At 56.6% G+C, this 2,031-nt stretch carries 1 protein-coding gene; it reads left to right on the top strand.

Annotation, left to right across the window (positions count from 1 at the left end; all coding sequences use genetic code 11):
- Positions 1–99: 99 nt before the first annotated feature.
- Positions 100–2,031: hypothetical protein (locus tag ACJROR_RS12780; protein WP_406547391.1), on the top strand; the 1,932-nt coding region annotated here is incomplete at its 3' end.

Raw genomic sequence — 2,031 nt, forward strand, 5'->3', positions numbered from 1 at the left:
GCGCTTACGGAGATCCCCCGGCCGGGACAGAGCCGGCGGCATCCGGAAGAATCTCCGGGCAGCGCCATGCTCGCTTCAGGGGAAAGCTGCGGAGCCGTTATGCTCCGGGCTACGGTCACCGATGCCGCAGGATCTCTGGCGGCCCCGGGAACTATAGCTCCTGCGGATGATGACGATACCGCCTTCCCGGCCCTGTTTTACGCCAAAACGGACAACGGAGATACCGCTGTCAAGGTTAACTATGTTAATCCCGCTGAAAGCGCCCCGCCCCTGGGAAACTTCCCGAAGGTGGGCCAGCGGGTGCTCCTCCTGGAGGCCGGGGAAAGCTACTGCTTTCTGGGATACCTTCCGGATCGGGAAGGACTCCCGGAATACGACAGCGCCATGCGTCAGGATCTCCTGCAGAGCAGCTTCCTGAACTCCGGCTTTGTCCGGGATGCCGCGTCGGGGGCTGCCAAAATGCCGGACAACACCAACCGCGACATCAATAACCAGTATCTGGCCTTCACCCGCTTCTCCGACTCCGCCGCGCTGGTAAAGTACATCATCATGCAGAAAAAGCTGGAAAGCTTTATGACCTCCCTGACCTACCGCTTAAACACCTACAAGATCAAGGAGATCTATGACAGCAAAAAGACTGCCGCGGAGACTAAGCTCCAGGCGGTGATCGAGGCCCGGGGGGCTCTGGACAAGGCCATGGGCTCCGGAAGCGGCATAGACAATGCCAGAGAAAATCTCAGCAAGGCCTGCACCGCTCTCTCAAGCCTGGCCGGAGAGATAGTCGCCGCCATAAAGGAGGTTAAAGCCGTCAGCGATAAAATCAAGGATATCATCAAAAAGACCCCGGACGCCTATACCGGCTCCGCTGATGAAAACGAAGCCCGCGCGCTGGGTGAAATTCTCGGAATCGCCAGCGCCGCGCTCTTTTTTGACGGAACGCACCGGGAATACGGCGGCATTTTTGAAAGAAGCGCCGCCGGGGATATCGTCGACACTGCCGATGACTCCATTACTCTCCATGCCAAAAGAGACGTCACCATCACCGCCGACAGATCCGTTACTATCGAGGTAGGCAACAACAGCTTCTCCATAGACGGCAATACCCTGAAACTCGCCGTGGCCTACTTCAAAAACAAGTTCTCCCCCTGGGATGCCAAGATCTCCATGAGTCCCATTTCCGGAGTCTCCGTTTCCGGCTTCCAGTTCAGCGCCAAGGCCCTGACCTCGGCCAGCATCGGGGACAGCTTCGGGGGCGGGCTCAGCTCCAAGGCAGGCTACCTCACGGTGTCCGCTCCGAAGCTGAAGTTTGCTAATCTCTCCGGCTGGGGGCTTCTGAAGACGGTAACAGCTCTGGGAGCCCGGGCTCTGGATGCCACGTCAGACACCATTTGCAGTGCCATTGGAGGTGACGCTGCCGACACGGCGGCCTCCGTCATCAGCGATTTCACTAGCGCGGGAGGCACCGCCTTCTCCCTTCTTAACGATGCCGTCGTCATGTACAAAACCTTTAAAAGCTCAGCGGAAAAGACCTGCTCCACCACCCGCGCCTGGGTGGATTTGGCCATTTCCGGCATTGCGCTGGCCATGGATGTCATTGATGCGCTGGAAAGCCTGGCATCCGCCACCATTATCGATAATTTCTTTGATGACAAGTCCTTTGATGAAAGGAACAAGGATAACAACTACATCAGCGCTCATGACATCTATCTAATGGTCACCAGCGGCGTCAGAACTGCCACCATGATCGCCAATGCCCTGCTGCTTATGGGAGACAATCTGATTTCCGAGTCAACTTCAGCAATTGAACTGAACTCCTTCGGCGCGAGCATTACCGGATCTGACATTTCCACCAGCTACAAGACCGCGAACCAGAAGGCCGGACCTGCAAACGGCACGAGCGCCAAAGACAAGCTCGATAACGATGTCCTTGACCTTAATGATAACGCAGCAGCAAATCTCTCGAGAGCCGATATACTGTCCTTTATAAGCAGCGCGGCCAAAGGACTGGGCAGTATGATAGCTGAAAACATC

This window comes from Succinimonas sp. (assembly GCF_045225735.1).
Taxonomy (GTDB): domain Bacteria; phylum Pseudomonadota; class Gammaproteobacteria; order Enterobacterales; family Succinivibrionaceae; genus Succinimonas.